Raw genomic sequence first — 15,115 nt, 5'->3', positions numbered from 1 at the left:
CTTCGTGAACTGACTGTCGCACACTGTTTGACCACAGTGAGCGAAGCGAACGGAGGGAGTTTGGGCGACGGGCCATGAAACCAGTCAGCGGAGGGAAGTCATCGCCCCGCCAGGGGCGATGACCGCGGAGGACGGCGCGCCATGGCCTCCCCCACGCGCCTTTCCGGCACTCAGGACGAAGTCAACAGACCACGATCCCGCAGCATCGGTTCGACGGACGCATCCCGACCACGGAAGGCCCGGTAGGTCTCCCCCGGCTCACGGCTGTTCCCGACCGAATACACATGCTCGCGCAGCCGCTTCGCAACAGACGGATCGAACGGGCTGCCCGCCTCGGTGAAGGCGTCGTAGCCGTCCGCATCGAGCACCTCGGCCCACAGGTACACGTAGTAGCCGGCGGCATAGCTGGCGCTCGAGAACAGGTGCTGGAAGTGCGGCAGCCGATGGTTCAGCCCGACGCCGTGCGGCAGCCCGATGCGATCGAGCTCGGCCGCCTCGAAGGCGACGATGTCGATGCCCTCCGGGTTGCCCACCGCATGCACCGCCATGTCGACCAGCGCCGACGCGGTGTAGCGCACCGTCTCGTAGCCCTGGTTGAACTTGCGCGCCGCCTGCAGCCGCTCGACCAGCGCATCGGGGATCGGCTCGCCCGTCTCGACGTGGCGGGCATGGCGCTTCAGCACCTCCGGCTCGGCCAGCCAGTGCTCGAAGATCTGCGACGGCAGTTCGACGAAATCGCGCAGCACATTGGTGCCCGACAGGCGCTCGTAGGTCACGCTCGACAGCAGCCCGTGCAGGCCATGGCCGAACTCGTGGAACAGCGTGGCCGCATCGTCGAAGCTCAGCAGCGTCGGCGCACCGGGCGAGCCCTTCGCGAAGTTGTTGTTGTTGACGACGATCGGCAGGACATCGCTTCCGCCGGTGACGTTGCGCGTCTGCTGCCGGTATGAACCCATCCACGCGCCGCTGCGCTTGCTCGGCCGCGCGAAGTTGTCGTGCAGGAAGATGCCGACCAGCGCACCGTCACTGCCGCTGACCTCGTAGACCTTCACATCGGGGTGGTAGGCGCGGATGTCGCCGCGCACCGTGAAGCGCAGCCCGAACAGGCGCTGCGCACAGTCGAACGCCGCCTCGACCATGCGCTCGAGCGGGAAGTACGGCTTGACCGCGGCTTCATCCAGGTCGTAGCGCGCCTGGCGCACCTTCTCGGCGTAGTAGCGCCAGTCCCAGGCCTCGATCTCCTGTGATTCATCGGCGGCCGGCCGCTGCGACTGCGGCAGCGTCAGCAACAACGCCTTCAGCGCCTCGCGCTCCTCGGCCACGCGCGCCTTCGCCGGCACCCACACCTGCTGCAGCAGCCGGTTCACCGCGGCCTGCGAGCCGGCCATCGTGTCGCCCAGCGCGTAGTCGGCATAGCTCGCATGGCCGTGCAGCCGGGCCTGCTCGGCCCGCAGCTGCAGGATCTCGCGCGCCACCGGCCGGTTGTCGTGCGCGCCATCGTGCTCGCCACGCGAGACCCAGGCGCGCCACGCCTGCTCACGCAGGTCGCGGCGCTCGGAGAAGGTCAGGAACGGCACGATGTGCGAGCGCGACAGCGTGATCACCGCCGCATCGATGCCGCGGTCCGCCCCGGCCTGGCGCGCCGCGGCACGCACGAATTCCGGCAGCCCGGCGAGGTCGCGCTCGGCACGCAGCTCGAGGCGGAAGGCCGATTCATCGGCCAGCACGTTCTGGCCGAACTGCGTCATCAGCTCGGCCAGCCGCTCCATCACCTGGCCATAGCGCTGGCGCGCCGCGCCCTGCAGCTTGGCGCCGGCCCGCACGAACTCGAGGTGCACCCGCTCCAGCAGGCGGCGCTGCTCGGCCGTCAGGCCCAGCGAATCACGCTGCGCATGCAGCGTGTCGATGCGCTGGAACAGCGGCGCATGCATGTAGATCGCGTTGCCGTGCGCAGCCATGCGCGGTGCGAGCTGCCGCTCCACCGCCTGCAGCGCCGGCGAGGTCTCGCTCGACGTGAGGTTGTGGAACATGCCCTCCAGCCGCGCCAGCAGCCGGCCGCTGCGGTCGAAGGCCGCCAGCGTGTTGTCGAAGCCCGGGGCCGCGGCCTGCGCGCCGATCGCATCGATCTCGGCACGCTGCTCGGCCAGCGCCACCTCGAAGGCTTCGGCGAAGTGTTCAGGGCGGGCCCTGTCGAACGGCGGCAGCCCGTGCGGGGTGTCCCACGGCTGCAGCAGCGGGTTGCTGGAGTGACTGCTTGTGGCAAGGGTCATGACGGCTTCTCTCGGTCAGGGAAGAAGCCGTCGATTCTAGGGAGGCCGACCCCCGTTTACTTGCCGCCCTTGATTTGCAATTCCTCATCTTCGAAATAGCGCCGGCCATCGCAGTTGGCGATGTACGAGGCCTTGTCCGCCTGCAGCGCCTCGACCTTCGCGTTGTAGGCCTCGCTGTTGGCCTTGTAGGCCTCCACCGCCTTGTCGCGGGCGGCCAGGCGCTCGTTGAAGGTCTTGACGGCCTCGTCATTGGTCGTGTCGATCTTCTCGCGATCGGCCTTCAGCGCGTCGCCGGCAGCAGCCAGGTCGTCGCCTTCCTTCTTCAGCGCGGTCTGCAACGGCAGCGTCTCGGCGAGCTGCGCCTTCACGCGGTCGTTCTGGGCCAGGCAGGCGCGCARCTGTTCCTTGGTCAGGAAGGCYGCGCCGGGCTTGGCCTTGCCGAGGGTCGACTCCTTCTTCGGCTTGTCGGCGGCATGGGCCGGCAGGGCCAGCACGACAGCGATGCAGGCGGCGGACAGCCACGGGGCTGCGAGGCGGGGAGCGAAACTCATGTCCAGGGGATCCTTCAGGAAGTGCGGCGCGCATCATGCCATTGCCGCGCAGCCGGCTCCGTTACAGTGCCCCGCTCCGCCCCTCGGACATTCGCTCGAAGATCGCCATGCCCCACACCGCTTCCCCCGCCCTGCGCGTCGGCCTGATCGGCTACGGCTTCGCCGGCCAGGTCTTCCATGCACCGCTGATCGCCAGCGTCCCCGGGCTGCGCCTCGCGGCCTTCGCGAGCAGCGATGCGGCCAAGGTCGCACGCGACTGGCCGGGCCTGCCGGTGGAGGCCGATCCGCTGCGGCTGTGCGCACGCGACGACGTCGACCTGGTCGTCATCGCGAGCCCCAACGACAGCCACCACCCGTTGGCGCTCGCGGCATTGCGGGCCGGCAAGCACGTGGTGGTCGACAAGCCGTTCACCGTGACGCTCGCACAGGCGCAGGAGCTGGATGCCGTGGCGCGCGAGCAGCAGCGCGTGCTGTCGGTGTTCCACAACCGCCGCTGGGACGGCGATTTCCTGACGCTGCGCGCGCTGCTGTCGCGCGGCGAGCTGGGCCGCATCGTCGAGCTGGAGTCACGGTTCGACCGCTTCCGCCCGGTGGTGCGGCAGCGCTGGCGCGAGCAGTCGCCGGTCGGTGGCGGCCTGTGGTTCGACCTCGGGCCGCACCTGCTCGACCAGGCGCTGCAGCTGTTCGGCTGGCCGCAGTCGCTGCGGCTCGATCTCGCCCGGCAGCGCGACGGCGCCGTCAACGACGACGGCTTCGACGCCCGCCTGGCCTATGCCGGCGGCTTGCGCGTGACGCTGCGCGCCAGCGCGCTGACCGCCCTGCCCGGCCCGCGCTTCGCGGCGCACGGCACGCGCGGCAGCTTCGTCAAATGGGGGCTGGATGCGCAGGAGGATGCATTGAAGGCCGGCCAGCGGCCGCTGCCGGGCGCCGACTGGGGCGTCGACCCGCAGGCGGCGACGCTGAGCACCGCCGGGCCGGACGGCGAGACGCTGCAGTCCGCGCCGCTGCCCGTGCTGCACGGCGACTACCCGGCGTACTACGCCGGCGTGCGCGATGCGATCGTTGCCGGCGCGCCGAACCCGGTGCCGGCTGCGCAGGCGATCGACGTGATGGCGCTGATCGAGTTGGGGTTCCGCAGCGATGCCGAGCGGCGCGATCTGCCTGCTGTCGCCTGCGCGGCAGGCAGCGCCGCGGCCGGCACCCACAATTCCTGAACCGAAGGAACACCATGGCCGAGTTCATCCCCCTTTCCCAGCTGCTGGCGGCGCGCACGCGCGACGGCGATGCGGTGCATTTCGAGGTCAGCGAAGACTGGCTGCAGGGCCGCACCTCGTTCGGCGGCCTGATCTCGACGCTGGCCGTGCAGGCGATGCGCGACGTGGCCGGCGCGGGCTGGCCGGCCGGCGTGCAGCTGCGCGCGCTGCAGACGAGCTTCATCGGCCCGGTCGCCCGGGGCCCGCTGCAGGTGGCCGTGCGGGTGCTGCGCGAAGGCAGGAACGTGCGCCAGCTGCAGGCGCAGGTGCAGCAAGGCGGCGAGACCGCGGCGCTGCTGCTGGGCGTGTTCGGCAGCGAGCGCGAGACGCTGCTGCCGGGCCTCGCGCCGGCGATGCCGTCCATCGAGCGCGGGCCGGACGAGACGCCCGCGCTGCCGTTCATTCCCGGCGTGGCGCCGAACTTCATGCAGCACCTGGACATGCGCTGGGCCGAAGGCGGGCTGCCGTTCACCGGCACCGACACCTGGCACAGCCGCATCCACCTGCGCCCGAAGGGCGAGCCGCAGCCGTTGCCGCTGGAGCTGTTGACCGTGCTGCTGGCCGACGCCCCGCCGACACCGGCGCTCAGCCGCTTCAAGCGGCCGACGCCGGCCAGTTCGGTGTCGTGGGAGCTGGAACTGCGCCTGGTCGCCCACGAACTGCCGGCCGACGGCTGGTGGCGCATCGACACCGAGGCACTCGCGGCCGCCGGCGGCTACGTGAACCAGGTGTCGAGGCTGTGGTCACCGGGCGGCGACCTGGCGGCGCTGGGCTACCAGGTGGTCACCGTCTACGCGTGAGGCTCAGGGCGTCGCGGTGTGCCACACGCCGTTGAAGCCGTCGCCGGTCTTCTCGCCGGGCTTCATGTCCTTGGCCCAGAAGTACAGCGGCTTGCCCTTGAAGGCCCACTGCTTCTTGCCGTCGTCGCGGGTCACGACGCTCCAGTCGCCGCTCGCCTTCGCGGCATCGTCGGCCATCAGCGGCGGCCAGTTGGTCGCGCACGGGCCGTTGCAGACGCTCTTGCCGGCGCCGGCCGCGTCGCGGTCGAAGGTGTAGAGCGTCATGCCGTTGGCAGCACCGACCAGCGCGCCATCGGCGGTCTTCGCTGGCGCCGGAGCGCCCATCATCGACGACATCGTCGAACAGGCGGCCAGCAGCAGCGCGCCAAGCAGCGGAACGAGGGTCTTGGTCTTCATCATCAGGGTCTCCATGGGTGTGAGGATCCCCTGTGTACGCCAGGAAGGGCGTCCCTATTCCTGTCGTGGCCGGCAAACCAGGCGATCTATTTCTTCTTCAGCGCCTTGCCCAGCACCTCGACCAGCAGCCCGGTCATGCCGCCTTCATGCAGGGCCGCCCGCTCGGCGAGCTGCTGCGCCAGCTCTGAAGGCAGCTTGCAGGCGAACGGCACCAGCCCGGCAGCGGCATCGCGGCGGCGCTGCTCGCGCTTGTCGACGGGCGCCGTCGCCTCCTGGCCGAAGCGTCCCGGCACCCCGCCCGCCTTCAGCTGGTTGTTGATCTTCAGGGCCAGGTTCTTGGCCAGGTCGAACTTCTTCTGTGTCATTTCGGGAATTTGAATGGGCGGCGATGTGCGAATTGTCACCCCTGCGGCGTTTGGCAGTGAGTGCCTGCCTTGCGTTGGGCATTGATGCAGATACATTTCTTATCGAATCATCACCGCTTCGTTCACGTCATCGCACCGTTCGATGACGTTCGATTACATCTCTGGAGAACCCCGCATGCGCATTTTCCGTCCCGCCCGGCTGTCATCGGTCGTGGCTGCAGCCTCCCTCGTCCTGCTGGCGGCCTGCGGACCGAGCGTCCCGTCCAGCATCAAGATCGGCGTGGCGCAACCGCTGTCCGGCCCGTCGGCCGCGCGGGGCCAGGACCTGCTGAACGGCGTCAAGATGGCTGCCGACGAGCTGAATGCCTCGGGCTTCAAGGTGGCCGGCAAGGTCGTGAAGATCGAGGTCGTCGCCGTCGACGACAAGGCCGACAAGGAAACCGCCAAGAAGGTCGCGCAGGAACTGGTCGACCAGAAGGTCACCGCGGTGATCGGGCACCTGAGCTCGGACATCTCCGAGGTCACGATCCCGATCTACAAGGCCGCCAACATCCCGCAGCTGTACACCTCGTCGGCGGTCGACCTGGCCAAGCAGGGCGACGGCAACACCTTCCGGCTGGTCGCCAATGACGGCCTGCAGGCCAAGGCGATCGGCGGCTACATCGCCGAAAGCCTGAACGCGACCAACGTCGCGATCATCTTCGAGGACACCGCCTTCGGCCGTCCGATGAGCAAGGACGTGAGCGAGGCGCTCGGCAAGCTCAAGAAGAAGGTCACGATGAACGAGTCGGTCAGCAACAAGACCACCGACTTCGCCGCCTTCGTCGCCAAGGTCAAGGCCACGCCGCCCGACGTGCTGGTGGCCGTGCTGCGCGACAACCAGCTGCTGCCGCTGTTCGAGCAGATGAAGGCCGCCGGCCTGTCGGGCGTGCCGGTGCTGTCGACCAACTCGTCGAAGACCGAGAAGCTCGCCAAGGCGCCGAACGACATCACCACGCTGTACGTCACCTCCAGCGCGCTGGAGCCGCGCGAGTTCGCGGCCGGCACGGCCTTCCTGAAGAAGTTCCAGACCGTCTTCAAGTCCGATCCGGTGTGGGGTGCCCACTACGCCTATGACGCGATGTACGTGATCGCCGATGCGATGCGCCGCGCGGACAGCGTCGACTCGGTCAAGCTGCGCGAGAAGCTGCACACCATCGACCCGGTGTCGCCGGTGACCAGCTCGATGCGCTTCACCGCCGACGGCGAACAGGCCTACGGCGCGATCACGGTGTACCGCCGCCGCGACGGCCAGTGGGAACCGCTGATGCGCTCCGACCGCTGGTAAGCCGTTCGACACTTCCTCCTGAAAGGGGTCTGGTCTAATCCAGGCCCCTTTTGCTTTTCCGGCCGTCTTCTCTTTCCGGACACTTACCGCCATGGCATTGAAAGCCACCATCTACAAGGCCACGATCCAGCTGGCCGACATGGACCGCAATGTCTATGGCGACCACGGCGTGACGATCGCCCGCCACCCGTCGGAGACCGACGAGCGGATGATGATGCGGCTGCTCGCGTTCGCGCTGAACGTGCCGGCCGACAACGACAACGGCGCGCTCGAGTTCGCGAAAAGCCTGTGGGACACCGACGAGCCCGACCTCTGGCAGAAGGACCTGACCGGCCAGATCGTGCAGTGGCTCGAGGTCGGCCAGCCCGACGACAAGCGCCTGATGAAGGCGAGCCCGCGCGCCGAGCGCGTCACGGTGTACAGCTTCAGCCACAGCACGCCGATCTGGTGGGCCGGCATCGCGACCAAGGTCACCCGGGCGCGCAACCTCGCCGTCTGGCAGGTGCCGGCCGAGCAGAGCCAGGCGCTGGCCGCGCTCGCGCAGCGCACGATGCAGCTGCAGGTGACGGTGCAGGACGGCACCGTCTGGGTCGGCGACGGCACGCGCAGCATCGAGGTCGCGCCGCAGCGGCTGACGCCCGAAGCCTGAGCTCCTGCATCCTCGAAATCCGTTGAAAAAAACCGCTCGGGTGCTGGCAGACTCCGGCTGATCATCAGTCCGCCGTTGGAGGAGACCCGACCATGAGCCAACCCGTGCTCGTCACCCACAACCCGGCGCAGCAGCGCTTCGAAGCCACCGTCGACGGCCAGCTCTGCGTGGCCGACTACCGGCTCGCCGGCGACGTCATGCAGATGACGCACACCGAGGTGCCGCCGGCACTGCAAGGCCGCGGCATCGCCGGCGAGCTGGTCGAGGCCGCCTTCGACCACGCGATGACCGAGAACCTGAAGATCGATCCGCAGTGTTCGTACGTGCGCGCCTACATGGAGCGCCATCCGGAAACCTCGTTCCTGAGGGCATGACCTTGACGTTTCCCACTTCGTCCCGCATCTCCGCCACTCGCCGCCGCCTGCTCGCAGGCACCGTCGGCGCCGTCGCCACTCCCCTGCTGGGCCTGACCGCCACGCCTGCCATGTCGCAAACCCCTGCTTCCTCCGCTGCATCTGCGGCCACCAGCGCCGCCACCGGCGCCGGCGCCGATCCGTTCGCCTGGCTCGAAGAGGTGCAGGGCGAACGCGCCCTCGCCTGGGTGCGCGAGCGCAACGCCGCATCGCAGAAGGAGCTGACCGCGCGCCCCGAGTTCGCGCCCACCCGCAGCCAGCTGCTCGAGGTGCTGAACGCGAAGGACCGCATCCCGGCCGTCTCGCGCCGCGGCGACTGGCTCTACAACCTGTGGCAGGACGAGAACCACAAGCGCGGCCTGTGGCGGCGCACCACGCTGGCCGAATACCGCAAGGCCGAACCGGCCTGGGAAACGGTGATCGACCTCGACGCGCTCGGTGCCGCCGAGAAGGAGAACTGGGTCTGGGGCGGCGCCGCCGTGCTCGGCCCGGACTACCGGCGCTGCCTGGTCTCGCTGTCGCGCGGCGGAGCCGATGCGAAGGTGGTGCGCGAGTTCGACGCCGTCACGAAGCAGTTCGTCAAGGACGGCTTCACGCTGCCCGAGGCCAAATCCGAAGTCGACTGGCTGGACGAGAACACGATCTACGTCGGCACCGATTTCGGCCCCGGCTCCCTCACCGATTCGGGCTACCCGCGCATCGTCAAGCGCTGGAAGCGCGGCACGCCACTGGCCGAGGCGGTCACGGTGTTCGAGGGCGAGGCCAAGGACGTGGCGGTGAGCGTCAGCGTCGACCGCACGCCGGGCTTCGAGCGCATCGTCTTCAGCCGCGCGCTCGACTTCTACAACAGCCACCAGTTCCTGCTGAGCGGCGACAAGCTCGTCAAGCTCGATGTGCCGGACGACGCGTCGGTGGGCTTCCTGCGCGACACCCTGCTGCTGCACCTGCGCAGCGATTTCCAGGCCGGTGCCGACAAGTTCGCGAGCGGCTCGCTGCTCTACGGCGACGCGGCCGCCTGGCTGCGCGGCGAGCGCAAGCTGCGCGCGCTGTTCACGCCGACACCGACACGCTCGCTGTCGGGCTACACCACCACGCGCGACCACGTGCTGCTGAACGTGCTGGACAACGTGGCCGGCAAGCTGGAGCAGTGGCACAAGGAATCCGGCGGCTTCACGCGGCGCGAGATCGCGGCCCCCTTCCCCGGCGCCCTGGGCATCAGCAGCCTGCACGACCCGCTGATCAAGAACGATCCGCTGGCCGAGCGCTACCTGCTGACGTACACCGATTTCCTGACGCCCGATTCGCTGTACCTCGCGGGCACCGCGAACGACGATCGCGAACTGCTGAAGTCGCGCAAGGGCCTGTTCGATTCGAAGGGCATGCGCGCCGAGCAGCRCTTCGCGACCTCGAAGGACGGCACGCGCGTGCCCTACTTCGTGGTCTGGCCGCAGGGCGCGAAGGCCGACGGCGGCAACCCGACGCTGCTGTACGGCTATGGCGGCTTCGAGATCTCGCTGAAGCCCTGGTATTCGGGCAGCTTCGGCCGCGCCTGGTACCAGCGCGGCGGCGTGCTGGTGGTGGCCAACATCCGCGGCGGCGGCGAGTTCGGGCCGGCCTGGCACCAGAGCGCGGTGAAGGCCAACAAGCAGCACAGCTACGACGACTTCATCGCGGTCGCCGAAGACCTGGTCGCGCAGAAGATCACCGCGCCGCGCCACCTCGGCATCATGGGCGGCAGCAACGGCGGGCTGCTGGTGGGCGCCACGTTCACGCAGCGCCCCGACCTCTTCAACGCGGTGGTCTGCCAGGTGCCGCTGCTCGACATGCGGCGCTTCCACACGCTGCTGGCGGGCGCCTCGTGGATGGCCGAGTACGGCAACCCGGACGATGCGGCCGAGTGGGCCTTCATCTCGAAGTACAGCCCGTACCAGAACGTGCGCAAGGGCGTGAAGTACCCGAAGGTGCTGTTCACCACCTCGACGCGCGACGACCGGGTGCACCCGGCCCATGCCCGCAAGATGGCGGCGCTGATGCTGTCGCAGGGGCACGAGCTGCTGTACTACGAGAACATCGAGGGCGGCCACGGCGGCGCGGCCGACAACGAGCAGCGCGCGCACCTGCAGGCGCTGGAGTACAGCTACCTGTGGCAGCAATTGGGTCGTTAGGACTCGGACGCTGAAAGAAGCGATGGACCCGCGCGCGGCCGAGCTGCTGGACTGGTGGTTCGGTCCCGAGCCGGGCGAGATGCGCGCGCTGTGGTTCACGAAGAGCGCGCAGACCGACCTCGAGATCGCCGAGCGCTTCGGGCTCTTGATCGACGAGGCGCTCGCCGGCGGCTTGCTCGACTGGCAGGCGCCGGCCGATGCGGCACTGGCGCGCATCCTGCTGCTCGACCAGTTCACGCGCAACGTGTTCCGCGACCGCGAGCGCTCGTTTGCCGGCGATGCACTGGCGCTGGCCGCGGCCCGGGCGCTGTGCGACAACGGGCTCGACCTGGGCCTGCCGCCGCTGCGGCGTGCCTTCGCCTACATGCCGTTCGAGCATGCCGAAGACCTGGCCTGCCAGGACGAGGCGGTGGCGCGCTTCACCCGCCTCGCGCAGGAAGCCCCGGTGCTGCAGGGCATGCTGGACTATGCGCACAAGCACCGCGAGGTCATCGCGCGCTTCGGGCGCTTTCCGCACCGCAACGCGATCCTCGGGCGGGCCTCCTCTCCCGAGGAAGCCTGGTTCCTGCAGCAGCCGGGGTCGCGCTTCTAGCCTGCGTTCTAGATCCTGCCCATCAGGAGCAGCACGATCAGGATGACCACGACCAGCCCGAGCCCACCGCTCGGGCCATAGCCCCAGCTGCGGCTGTGCGGCCAGGTCGGCAGCGCGCCGACCAGGATCAGGATCAGGACGATCAACAGGATGGTTCCGAGCGTCATGTGGTGCCCCTTGTTCTGGTGAGTGATTCGAGGCCTCCACGGTAAGGACCCCGCCCGGTTTCCCAAGCGGGCCGGAAACGCGTCCTGCTGTAGTCGGGAAGCGCCACCGTTTGTCGCCGCTGTCCTACACGCTGGCCCCAGCGTGGTGCGAACTGATGGCAGAAAACGCGCCTATTCGCTGCATTGGTACATCCGTCATCTTTTTACGATCGATGCGGGGCTCGCAAGCCTTGTTGTTCAACTGACGGAAAGCCGCTTCCATGAAGCTCAATCACCTCAAACTCGGCCAGCGGCTGGGCATGGCCTTCGGGCTGATCCTCGCGATCACCGCGCTCGTGTCGACGATCGGCGTATGGCGCCTGGAGACGCTGAAGACGGCCAGCCAGGCGCTGGCGACCACCGAGATGCAACGCCAATCGCTGGCGGCGCGCTGGGCCGCCAACATCAATCTCAACTGGGTGCGCACCGCCGCCTCGCTGAAGGCGAGCGATGCCACCTACATCGAGACGTTGAAGCGCGACATGGACGCGACCTCCACCTCGATCAGCGAGATGCAGAAGAAGCTCGACGAGCTGGTGGAGGACGGCACCGGCAAGCAGCTGATGGCCGACGTGGCGACGCGCCGCGAGGCCTACCGCGTCTCGCGCACCGCGCTGTTCAAGCGCAAGCAGGCCGGTGACGACGTGGCCGCGCAGGTCGACAAGGAGCTGCAGCCGCTCGCGCAGGAGTACCTGAAGAGCCTGGCCGCGGTCGACACCTACATGGACGAGCGGCTGGACGCAAGCCAGGCGCAGACGATGGCAGTGGCCGTGAGCGGCCAGCGCATCCTGGCCGGCGGCGCGGTGTTCGCGGTGCTGGCCGGCCTGCTGCTGGCCGTGCTCGCGACGCGCTCGATGACGGGCCCGCTGCACCAGGCGGTCGATTCGGCGCAGGCCATCGCCGGCGGCGACCTGTCGAAGCCCATCCATGCCGAGGGGCGCGACGAATGCGCGCAGCTGCTGGGCGCGCTCGGCGGCATGCGCAACCGGCTCGCCGAGCTGGTGAGCGACGTGCGGCGCAATGCCGAGGGCGTGGCCACCGCATCGGCCGAGATCTCGCATGCCAACAACGACCTGAGCGGCCGCACCGAGGAGCAGGCGAGCGCGTTGCAGCAGACCGCCGCCGCGATGGACCAGCTGTCGAGCACGGTGCGCATGAATGCCGACAACGCCCGCCAGGCCAACGTGCTGGCGCAGAGTGCCTGCGAGGTCGCGGTGCAGGGCGGCGACGTGGTCGGCCAGGTGGTCGACACGATGAAGGGCATCAACGACAGCTCGAAGAAGATCGTCGACATCATCGGCGTGATCGACGGCATCGCGTTCCAGACCAACATCCTGGCGCTGAACGCCGCGGTGGAAGCGGCGCGCGCCGGCGAACAGGGCCGCGGTTTCGCGGTGGTGGCCGGCGAGGTGCGCACGCTGGCCCAGCGCAGCGCCGAGGCGGCCAAGGAGATCAAGGCGTTGATCTCCACCAGCGTCGAGCGCGTCGAGCAGGGCACGGTGCTGGTGGACCGCGCCGGCACGACCATGCAGGACGTGGTGAACTCGATCCGCCGCGTCACCGACATCGTCGGCGAGATCAGCACCGCGAGCAGCGAGCAGAGCACCGGCGTCTCGCAGATCGGCGAGGCCGTGACGCAGATGGACACGACGACGCAGCAGAACGCCGCGATGGTGGAAGAAGGCGCGGCCGCGGCCGAGAGCCTGAAGGCCCAGGCGCAGGACCTGGTCAACACGGTGGCGGTGTTCAAGCTGGCGGCTTGAACGCCTCGTCGCAGACCTTGGCGTGGCCGTGACCGCGGCTGCGTGCATGGCACAGCACGAGGAAATCGGTGATGCCCTGCTTCAGCAGCTCGGCGAGCATCACGTCGAGGTGGCCGGCGCCCACCGTCGCGATGGCGCTGAAGCTTGAAGCAGTCCGCGGATCCGCCTGCAGGTGTGAGGCGATCGTGTGCGCCATCTTGACGGAGCGACGGTCGGCGTATTGACGCACTGATTCCTGATAGGCCCACCCCGCGCGGATCCAGTCGTCGACGAGCTTCGCATAGTCGCCGTCGCGGGCGAGCTTCATCAGGAGCCCGCGTTCCTCGACCTCGTCGTCCAGCGCTGCGCTCAAGGCCTCCAGCTCGCGGTGGCTCATCGCCGACAGCGGACGCCCGTCCGGCGTTTCGCCGTGACCGAGAAATTCAAGCTGGCAGCGCAGCAGCTCACGCGATGCCTCGGTGAATGCCTTCGAGGACCCCTCGGATTTCGCAGACAAGCCGGCGTCGTCCATGCCGATCGTTCCGCCAGGGCGACCCTTCCCCGGCGGCTGGATGCCGCGCCACATCGACCGCTTCTTCGGCACCCGCTCGGGCGGGCACTCGACGAAATGAAAGTCGCCGTCTCGATACAGGAAGCGGACCAGGTCGCCGATCTGCTTCTGGACGTCGGCGTCGTCGTGGTCGGGATCGCCGACCAGGATCAGCACGCCATCGAGGGATCGATCGGACCGCCGCTCCAGTGCAGGGCTTTGCCGAAGTGCGAACGCCTGGCCGACGAAGCCTGTCAACTCATCGATGCCTGCGTGCCCAGGCAGCCGGTCTGCGCAACCGCCGTTCGTGGCGCACACCTCGTCGTGGGGGCGAGCCTGCGCGACAGGCAGCAGGTTCCAGGAGGGATGCAGCGCATCGTTCCAGGCATCGAGGGTGGCGAGCAACTGCCGCCATCCGTTCGAGAGCCGCGGCACCAGACCCGTGTCAGCCTCCACCTCGGCGACGCGCACACCGGCGGCGGCCTGCTGCCGCTTGATGCGTTCGACCATGCGCCTGTGGCGGGTGGCCTTGTCGACGAAGGGCCTGCGGGGCCCCGAGGAAGCCCTGGAACGCCCGGAACCTGCCGGCGGTGCCGTCCACGGTGTTCCTCGGCATGGGGCATCCGCGCCGGGGAATCCGGGCGACTGGCGCCCATTCGTCGCTGTCGAATTGAAGGGTGAAGGCTGCATGACGCGGTGAGTCGCAGTGCAACGCCGCGGGTTCCATCAGCCCAGGGGCCTGAGCCCCGGGAAACAAATGCGCCCCACCGAGACGCGCGCCGCCCGTAACAAAGACATGACAGTTTCCGGCGCGACACGGACGTAAGCTCCGGCCTCAGGCCCTCGGGGGCGGCAGGGGGGCTTCGATGAACAGATCTGCGCCCGGCGACCGTGCTCGCCCGGCTCCCGGTGCGCCCCTCGGTGCGGTGACGCAACTGCTGCGGCGCTGGTCCGGCGGCGATGCGTCGGCGCTCGAAGCGCTGGTGCCGCTGATCTACGACGAGCTGCGGCGCCTCGCCGCGCGGCACCTGCGGCATGAGCGTGAGGGCCACACGCTCGCGCCGGCCGGCCTGGTGCACGAGGCCTTCCTGCGGCTGTCGAGCCGGCCCGGCCTGCAGCTCGAGTCGCGCGCGCAATTCTTCGGCCTGGCCTCGCGCCTGATGCGCCACGTGCTGATCGACCATGCCCGCGCCCGCGCGGCCGACAAGCGCGGCGACGGCGTCGCGCTCAGCCTGGACGAGCTGGGCGACAGCGCGTTCTCGACACCGGACCAAGCCGCCCACCTGCCGCTGGACCTGCTGTCGCTGGACCAGGCGCTGCACCGCCTGGAGCGGCTGGACCGCCAGCAGTGCGAGGTCGTCGAGCTGCGCTTCTTCGGCGGCCTGAGCGTCGACGAGACGGCGCAGGCGCTGGCGATCTCACCGGCCAGCGTCAAGCGCGACTGGGTCAGCGCGCGGGCCTGGCTGATGCGCGAACTGCAGCCCCGCCCGGGGCAAGCGAAGGCCGTTCAATGACCGACACCGTCGAGCGCGCACGCTGGCAGCACCTGAAAGGCCTGGTGGCCGACACGCTGGCATTGCCGGCGCCGCAACGCCGCGCCCACATCGACGCCGCCTGTGGTGACGACCCGGCGCTGAAGGCCGAACTCGAAGCGCTGGTCGCCGCGGCGGCCGGCGCCGGTGCACTCGACCACCCGCCCGCGTCCACCCTGCTCGCGGCGCTGTCGACCGAGGCCGCTGACACCACCGAGGCGCCGCCCGACGCCAGCGGCCGGCGCCTGGGCGACTACCGGCTGCTCGCCCTGATTGCCCGCGGCGGAATGGGCGAGGTCTACCG

At 69.2% G+C, this 15,115-nt stretch carries 16 protein-coding genes; 10 read left to right on the top strand and 6 right to left on the bottom strand.

Annotated features, from left to right (window positions below; translation table 11 throughout):
- Positions 1-170: 170 nt before the first annotated feature.
- Positions 171-2,270 carry a M3 family metallopeptidase gene (locus AC1D12_RS08980; protein ID WP_477840013.1) on the bottom strand — a complete coding sequence of 700 codons (2,100 nt, stop codon included), beginning with the start codon at positions 2,268-2,270 and terminating at the stop codon, positions 171-173.
- Between the two features lie 56 nt (positions 2,271-2,326).
- Positions 2,327-2,821, bottom strand: a complete 495-nt coding sequence (locus AC1D12_RS08975) for a hypothetical protein (protein WP_477828119.1) — start codon at positions 2,819-2,821, stop codon at positions 2,327-2,329.
- 107 nt (positions 2,822-2,928) lie between these two features.
- Between AC1D12_RS08975 and AC1D12_RS08970 the strand changes: the two genes are divergently transcribed.
- A complete protein-coding gene (locus AC1D12_RS08970; RefSeq protein WP_477840011.1) occupies positions 2,929-4,035 on the top strand; it encodes an oxidoreductase in 1,107 nt (368 codons plus the stop codon).
- A gap of 14 nt (positions 4,036-4,049) precedes the next feature.
- Complete coding sequence (locus tag AC1D12_RS08965; protein ID WP_477840009.1) at positions 4,050-4,874, top strand: acyl-CoA thioesterase; 825 nt, start codon at positions 4,050-4,052, stop codon at positions 4,872-4,874.
- A gap of 3 nt (positions 4,875-4,877) precedes the next feature.
- Here the strand turns inward: AC1D12_RS08965 and AC1D12_RS08960 are convergent, their stop codons facing one another.
- Positions 4,878-5,273 carry a COG4315 family predicted lipoprotein gene (locus AC1D12_RS08960; protein WP_465113163.1) on the bottom strand — a complete coding sequence of 132 codons (396 nt, stop codon included), beginning with the start codon at positions 5,271-5,273 and terminating at the stop codon, positions 4,878-4,880.
- Positions 5,274-5,356: 83 nt separating this feature from the next.
- Positions 5,357-5,635 carry a hypothetical protein gene (locus AC1D12_RS08955; protein ID WP_047511353.1) on the bottom strand — a complete coding sequence of 93 codons (279 nt, stop codon included), beginning with the start codon at positions 5,633-5,635 and terminating at the stop codon, positions 5,357-5,359.
- A 175-nt stretch (positions 5,636-5,810) separates the two neighbouring features.
- Here AC1D12_RS08955 and AC1D12_RS08950 point away from each other — a divergent pair, with 175 nt between their 5' ends.
- The 5 genes from AC1D12_RS08950 to AC1D12_RS08930 all read left to right on the top strand — a co-directional run bounded on the left by AC1D12_RS08950 (position 5,811) and on the right by AC1D12_RS08930 (position 10,781).
- Positions 5,811-6,962, top strand: coding sequence for a branched-chain amino acid ABC transporter substrate-binding protein (locus tag AC1D12_RS08950; RefSeq protein WP_465113162.1), 1,152 nt, complete (start codon positions 5,811-5,813; stop codon positions 6,960-6,962).
- 91 nt (positions 6,963-7,053) lie between these two features.
- Positions 7,054-7,611: a YaeQ family protein gene (locus tag AC1D12_RS08945; protein WP_047511349.1), complete on the top strand. Its 558-nt coding sequence runs from the start codon at positions 7,054-7,056 to the stop codon at positions 7,609-7,611.
- A 92-nt stretch (positions 7,612-7,703) separates the two neighbouring features.
- Positions 7,704-7,985 carry a GNAT family N-acetyltransferase gene (locus tag AC1D12_RS08940; protein WP_465113160.1) on the top strand — a complete coding sequence of 94 codons (282 nt, stop codon included), beginning with the start codon at positions 7,704-7,706 and terminating at the stop codon, positions 7,983-7,985.
- Between the two features lie 110 nt (positions 7,986-8,095).
- Positions 8,096-10,189, top strand: coding sequence for a prolyl oligopeptidase family serine peptidase (locus AC1D12_RS08935; protein ID WP_477840015.1), 2,094 nt, complete (start codon positions 8,096-8,098; stop codon positions 10,187-10,189).
- Between the two features lie 22 nt (positions 10,190-10,211).
- Positions 10,212-10,781, top strand: coding sequence for a DUF924 family protein (locus tag AC1D12_RS08930; RefSeq protein WP_477840006.1), 570 nt, complete (start codon positions 10,212-10,214; stop codon positions 10,779-10,781).
- A gap of 8 nt (positions 10,782-10,789) precedes the next feature.
- On the opposite strand, the gene AC1D12_RS08925 is transcribed toward AC1D12_RS08930, so the two are convergent.
- Positions 10,790-10,948, bottom strand: coding sequence for a DUF3309 family protein (locus AC1D12_RS08925; protein WP_047511341.1), 159 nt, complete (start codon positions 10,946-10,948; stop codon positions 10,790-10,792).
- Between the two features lie 260 nt (positions 10,949-11,208).
- Between AC1D12_RS08925 and AC1D12_RS08920 the strand changes: the two genes are divergently transcribed.
- On the top strand, positions 11,209-12,750 hold the full coding sequence (locus AC1D12_RS08920; protein ID WP_477840004.1) for a methyl-accepting chemotaxis protein: 1,542 nt from the start codon (positions 11,209-11,211) through the stop codon (positions 12,748-12,750).
- Here the strand turns inward: AC1D12_RS08920 and AC1D12_RS08915 are convergent.
- Positions 12,734-13,789, bottom strand: a complete 1,056-nt coding sequence (locus tag AC1D12_RS08915) for a hypothetical protein (RefSeq protein ID WP_477840002.1) — start codon at positions 13,787-13,789, stop codon at positions 12,734-12,736. The genes AC1D12_RS08920 and AC1D12_RS08915 overlap by 17 nt on opposite strands.
- A 356-nt stretch (positions 13,790-14,145) precedes the next feature.
- Here AC1D12_RS08915 and AC1D12_RS08910 point away from each other — a divergent pair, with 356 nt between their 5' ends.
- On the top strand, positions 14,146-14,793 hold the full coding sequence (locus AC1D12_RS08910; protein WP_465113156.1) for an ECF-type sigma factor: 648 nt from the start codon (positions 14,146-14,148) through the stop codon (positions 14,791-14,793).
- The coding region (locus AC1D12_RS08905) for a hypothetical protein (RefSeq protein ID WP_477840000.1) at positions 14,790-15,115 on the top strand (326 nt) is incomplete at its 3' end. The genes AC1D12_RS08910 and AC1D12_RS08905, both read left to right, overlap by 4 nt.

The sequence above is a fragment of the Rhizobacter sp. P1_G5 genome, from assembly GCF_056405435.1.
The sequence above is the reverse complement of the archived record's forward strand: the minus strand, read 5'-3'. Positions and strand labels throughout refer to the sequence as shown.

Coding starts and splice junctions, on each gene's coding strand:
- AC1D12_RS08945 (WP_047511349.1), top strand. CDS start 7,054: ATGGCATTGAAAGCCACCATCTACAAGGCCACGATCCAGCTGGCCGAC.
- AC1D12_RS08955 (WP_047511353.1), bottom strand. CDS start 5,635: ATGACACAGAAGAAGTTCGACCTGGCCAAGAACCTGGCCCTGAAGATC.
- AC1D12_RS08965 (WP_477840009.1), top strand. CDS start 4,050: ATGGCCGAGTTCATCCCCCTTTCCCAGCTGCTGGCGGCGCGCACGCGC.
- AC1D12_RS08970 (WP_477840011.1), top strand. CDS start 2,929: ATGCCCCACACCGCTTCCCCCGCCCTGCGCGTCGGCCTGATCGGCTAC.
- AC1D12_RS08915 (WP_477840002.1), bottom strand. CDS start 13,789: ATGGTCGAACGCATCAAGCGGCAGCAGGCCGCCGCCGGTGTGCGCGTC.
- AC1D12_RS08960 (WP_465113163.1), bottom strand. CDS start 5,273: ATGATGAAGACCAAGACCCTCGTTCCGCTGCTTGGCGCGCTGCTGCTG.
- AC1D12_RS08925 (WP_047511341.1), bottom strand. CDS start 10,948: ATGACGCTCGGAACCATCCTGTTGATCGTCCTGATCCTGATCCTGGTC.
- AC1D12_RS08980 (WP_477840013.1), bottom strand. CDS start 2,270: ATGACCCTTGCCACAAGCAGTCACTCCAGCAACCCGCTGCTGCAGCCG.
- AC1D12_RS08950 (WP_465113162.1), top strand. CDS start 5,811: ATGCGCATTTTCCGTCCCGCCCGGCTGTCATCGGTCGTGGCTGCAGCC.
- AC1D12_RS08920 (WP_477840004.1), top strand. CDS start 11,209: ATGAAGCTCAATCACCTCAAACTCGGCCAGCGGCTGGGCATGGCCTTC.
- AC1D12_RS08940 (WP_465113160.1), top strand. CDS start 7,704: ATGAGCCAACCCGTGCTCGTCACCCACAACCCGGCGCAGCAGCGCTTC.
- AC1D12_RS08910 (WP_465113156.1), top strand. CDS start 14,146: ATGAACAGATCTGCGCCCGGCGACCGTGCTCGCCCGGCTCCCGGTGCG.
- AC1D12_RS08930 (WP_477840006.1), top strand. CDS start 10,212: ATGGACCCGCGCGCGGCCGAGCTGCTGGACTGGTGGTTCGGTCCCGAG.